The following is a 4375-nucleotide window of genomic DNA, read 5'->3' on the forward strand; positions in this document are numbered from 1 at the left end:
GCGCCCGGGAGGTCGTGCCGCGCGCCCGGGAGGCCGTGCCGCGCGGCCGGCCGGAGCCGAGCCGGGTCGAGGCCGCGGCGGTCCCGCTCCGCCGTGTGCTCCGGGGTCAGTGGGTGAGGCCGCGTACGGCGCTGCGCAGGGCGGCGCCCACGAAGGCGTGCACCCGCTCCAGGTGCTCCTGGAAGGCGAAGTGGCCGCCGGTCAGGACGAGCCGGTCGAAGGGGCCGGTGGTGACCTCGGCCCATTCGGCGAGCGACGCGACGGGGACGTAGGGGTCGTTGTCGCCGCCGATGGCGGTCACGGGGCAGCCGAACGGCGCCGCGGGCGTGTAGCGGTAGGCGTCGCACAGCTCGAAGTCGGCCCGCAGCAGGGGCGAGACCATGTCGAGCAGCTCGGGGTTGTCGAACACCTCGGCGGGGGTGCCGCCGGTCCTGCGCAGCCACTCCCGGAACTCGTTCTCGGGCAGCTCGTGCAGGGGCCGCTCCGCGCTGCGGGGGCGGCGGCCGGGGACCCCGCTGCCCGAGAGGAACATCCGGATCGGCTCGGGGTGCCCGGCGGCGACGAGCCGGCGGGTGAGTTCGAGGCCGAGCATGGCGCCCATGCTGTGGCCGAAGATCGCGTACGGCCGGTCGACGAGCGGGGCGACCCGGGCGGCCAGCAGGTCCAGCAGCGGCTCGGCCCGGCGGACCAGCGGCTCGCCGAACTCCATGCCGCGGCCCGGGAGTTCGACGGCGTGGACGTCGATGTCCGGGGCCAGGGCGCGGGGCCAGGAGCGCTGGTACACCACGGCGCTGCCGCCCGCCCAGGGCAGGCAGAAGAGGCGTACGGGTGCGTCCGGGCATTCCACGTCCCAGGGCTGACGGACCACTGTTCCCCCACACATCGCTCGCGTTGCACGTGACGTCGGTCCGACGCTAGGGCGCTGCCCGGTCGTCGCCCCACCCCTGTCCGGCCCCTCAGGCACCCCTGTCCTTCCGGTGCGGTCAGTGCCGGTGCGGGCGGGACTTGCGTACGGCTCCCGGCGCGGCCCGCTCGGGGCGTCCGCCGGCCCGTTCGGACGAGGCCAGCTGCCAGGGGACGCTGGCGACCATCACGCCGGGCTGGAACAGCAGCCGGGCCTTCAGGCGCAGGGCGCTCTGGTTGTGCAGCAGGTTCTCCCACCAGCGGCCCACGACGTACTCGGGGATGAACACCGCGACCACGTCGTCGGGGTTCTCGCCGCGGAAGCGGTGTACGAAGTCCAGGACCGGCCGGGTGATCTCGCGGTACGGCGAGTCGAGCGTGGACAGCGGCACCGGCATCCCGGACCCCTCCCACGCGGTCCGCAGCTCGTCCGCCGCCTCGGGGTCGGTGGAGACGGTGATGGCCTGGAGGGTGTCGGGGCGCAGCGCGTGGGCGTACTCGACGGCGCGGATGGTGGGCTTGTGCAGCTGGGAGACCAGGACGATGACGTGCATGCGGCCCGGCAGGGTGGCGACGGGCCGCTGCTCGTCGGGCGCGAGCTCCTCGGCGACGCGGTCGTAGTGGCGGCGGATGACCCGCATGAGGGCGTACAGCCCGGCCATCGCCAGGCACACCAGCCAGGCGCCGGAGGCGAACTTGGTGGCGAGGACGACGGCCAGCACCAGGCCGGTGGTGAACGCGCCGAGGGTGTTGACGGCGCGGGCCCGGCGCATCGCGGTGCGGCCGCGGGCGTCGACGGTGCCCGGCAGCAGCCGGTTCCAGTGCCGGACCATGCCGACCTGGCTGATGGTGAAGGACACGAACACGCCGACGGTGTAGAGCGGGATGAGCTGGGTGACGGCGGCGTCGTAGGCGTAGATCAGCAGGCCCGCGGCGGCGGCCAGGATGACGATGCCGTTGCTGAAGGCGAGCCGGTCGCCGCGGGTGTGCAGCTGGCGGGGCATGAAGCGGTTGCGGGCCAGGATCGAGCCGAGCACCGGGAAGCCGTTGAAGGCGGTGTTGGCGGCGAGGACCAGGATGAGGCCGGTCATCACGATGACGAAGTAGAAGGCCGGCGAGAAGCCCTCGAACACGGTCCTGGCCACCTGGGCGATGACCGGGTTGACGTCGGACACCTGCTCCCCGGTGGCCGGGTCGACCAGCCGGCTGCCGTGCACGGGGTCGGCGAACTTGGCGTCGGTGACGTAGGCGAGGGCCGTGACCCCGCCGAACATGACGATACCGATGGCGCCGAGGAGCACCAGGGTGGTCGCGGCGTTCTCGCCCTTGGGCTTGCGGAAGGCGGGCACGCCGTTGCTGATGGCCTCCACACCGGTCAGGGCGGTGCAGCCGGAGGAGAAGGCCCGCAGGATGAGGAAGACCAGGGCGAAGCCGGCGATGCCGGCGCTCTCCCCCTCCACCGTCAGGCCGGCGGTCTCGGAGCGCAGTTCGTCGCCGGTGAGCAGGCGGATGCCGCCCCAGACCACCATGCCGAGCACGGCGAGCATGAAGGCGTACGTCGGAACGGCGAAGGCGGCGCCCGACTCGCGCACGCCGCGCAGGTTCATCAGGGCGATCAGGGCGACGACGCAGATCGCCGCCTGGACCTTGTGCTCCGCGAGGAAGGGCAGGGTGGCGCCGAGGTTCTCGACGGCCGCGGAGACCGACACCGCGACCGTCAGGACGTAGTCGCACAGCAGCGCGGCCGCCACGACCAGGCCGGAGCGCTCCCCGAGGTTGGTGGTGGCCACCTCGAAGTCGCCGCCGCCGCTGGTGTAGGCGCGGACGTTCTGGCGGTAGGAGGCCACGACGGTCAGCAGGACGACCACGACGCCGGCGGCAATCCAGGGGGTGAAGTGGTACGCCGCCAGGCCGGCGACGCCCAGGGTGAGCATGATCTCCTGGGGCGCGTAGGCCACGGAGGAGAGCGCGTCACTGGCGAAGATCGGCAGCGCGATCCGCTTGGGCAGCAACTGGCCGTGCTGCTGCTCGCTGCGCAGTGCGCGTCCCAGCAGCACCCGCTTGGTCAGATCAGGAATCGTGGACACGACGACCGACCCTAGACACGGGAACCGCCGCTTCCCTCCCCCTGTCCTGCCCCCTACGGACCCCTGGTCCGCGCTGCTCAGGCCGGAACCGAACCCGGGAGGAAGGCGCCTTCGAGGGACTCGAACTGGAGGTCCATGGGCAGGTCCTGACGGCGGGAGATGCCGAGCTTGCGGTAGGCGCGGGTGAGGTGCTGCTCGACGGTGCTCACCGTGATGTAGAGCTTCGCGGAGATCTCCCGGTTGGTGTAGCCGTACGCGGCGAGCGCCGCCACCCGCCGCTCGGACTCGCTGAGCTGCTCGGTCTCGGCGGGGGCGCTGTCGGCGCGGTGCACGGGCGCCGGGCGCTGCTCGGGGCCGGACTGGCCGGGCATGATCTGCTCGCACAGCGGCAGGGCCCCGCAGTCGGCGGCCAGGTGCCAGGCGCGGCGGGTGACCATGCCGGCCCGGGTGCCCTCGCCGAGCAGCATCAGGGCGCGGCCGAGGTCGGCGAGGGCCTTGGCGAGTTCCAGGTGGTCGCCGGAGCGGCGCAGTTCGTCGACGGCCCGGGTCAGCAGCTTGGGGCGCTGGCGCAGTTCGGTGGTGGCGGCCCGCAGCCGCAGCGAGATGCCGCGTACCCGGGGGCTGCGTACGCCGGTGCCGGCGAGCTGTTCCACGACGAACCGCTCGGCCTGCCGGTGCTCGCCCAGCCGCAGCAGGGCCTCGGCGGCGTCGGTGCGCCAGGGCAGCTGGCGGGGGCGGTCCAGGCCCCAGCTCTGGGCGAGCCGGCCGGCGTCGAGGAACTCGCCGAGGGCGGCCCGGTGGCGGTGCGTGGCCAGGTAGTAGTGGCCTCGGGCGCGCAGGAACCCCAGGGCGTAGACGCTGGAGAACAGCTCCTCGGGCACGGGCATCTGCAGCAGCCGGGCCACGGCGTCGTACTGGCCCATGGCGGTGCGGGCGGTGATGAGGGTGGCCAAGGGGCCGAAGAGGAACAGCCCGCCGCGGTCGGTGACGGCGTCGGCCGCGGCCGCGGCCTCCCGCTCGGCCCCGGCGAGGTCGCCCAGGCGCAGCAGGGCCTCGGAGTGGATCAGGCCGAAGGCGGCCTGCCAGCCGATGTGCGGCGCGGCGGCCTGGAGGCGCTGGCACCAGACCACGGCCCGGTCGGGGCGGTCGGTGTGCACGAGGGTGCGGACGGCCTGGACGATGGGTTCGAAGGTGGCGTGCGCCAGCGGGGTGCCCTTGAGCAGGCGTTCGGCGGCCTGCTCGTCGCCGTCGTGGTCCGGGTGGGTCCACAGGGCGGCGGAGGAGCGCAGTTCGGCGGTGCTGGACCGGCCGGCCCCGACCGGGGCGTGGCCGTCGGCGGCGGCCCGGTCGGGGGCGGCCCGGTCGGGGGCGGCCCGGTCGGGGGC

General features: G+C 74.0%; 3 protein-coding genes. All 3 read right to left on the minus strand.

The window, feature by feature from the left end; all coding sequences use genetic code 11:
- Nucleotides 1-106: 106 nt before the first annotated feature.
- Nucleotides 107-868: a thioesterase II family protein gene (locus GPJ59_RS34080; RefSeq protein ID WP_219671837.1), complete on the minus strand. Its 762-nt coding sequence runs from the start codon at nucleotides 866-868 to the stop codon at nucleotides 107-109.
- Nucleotides 869-983: 115 nt separating this feature from the next.
- Complete coding sequence (locus tag GPJ59_RS34085; RefSeq protein WP_219671838.1) at nucleotides 984-2990, minus strand: APC family permease; 2007 nt, start codon at nucleotides 2988-2990, stop codon at nucleotides 984-986.
- Between the two features lie 77 nt (nucleotides 2991-3067).
- Nucleotides 3068-4375 (minus strand): helix-turn-helix transcriptional regulator (locus GPJ59_RS34090; protein ID WP_219671840.1); only part of this gene is annotated, 1308 nt, incomplete at its 5' end.

The sequence above is a fragment of the Streptomyces bambusae genome, assembly GCF_019400985.1.
GTDB classification, from domain to species: domain Bacteria; phylum Actinomycetota; class Actinomycetes; order Streptomycetales; family Streptomycetaceae; genus Streptomyces; species Streptomyces bambusae_A.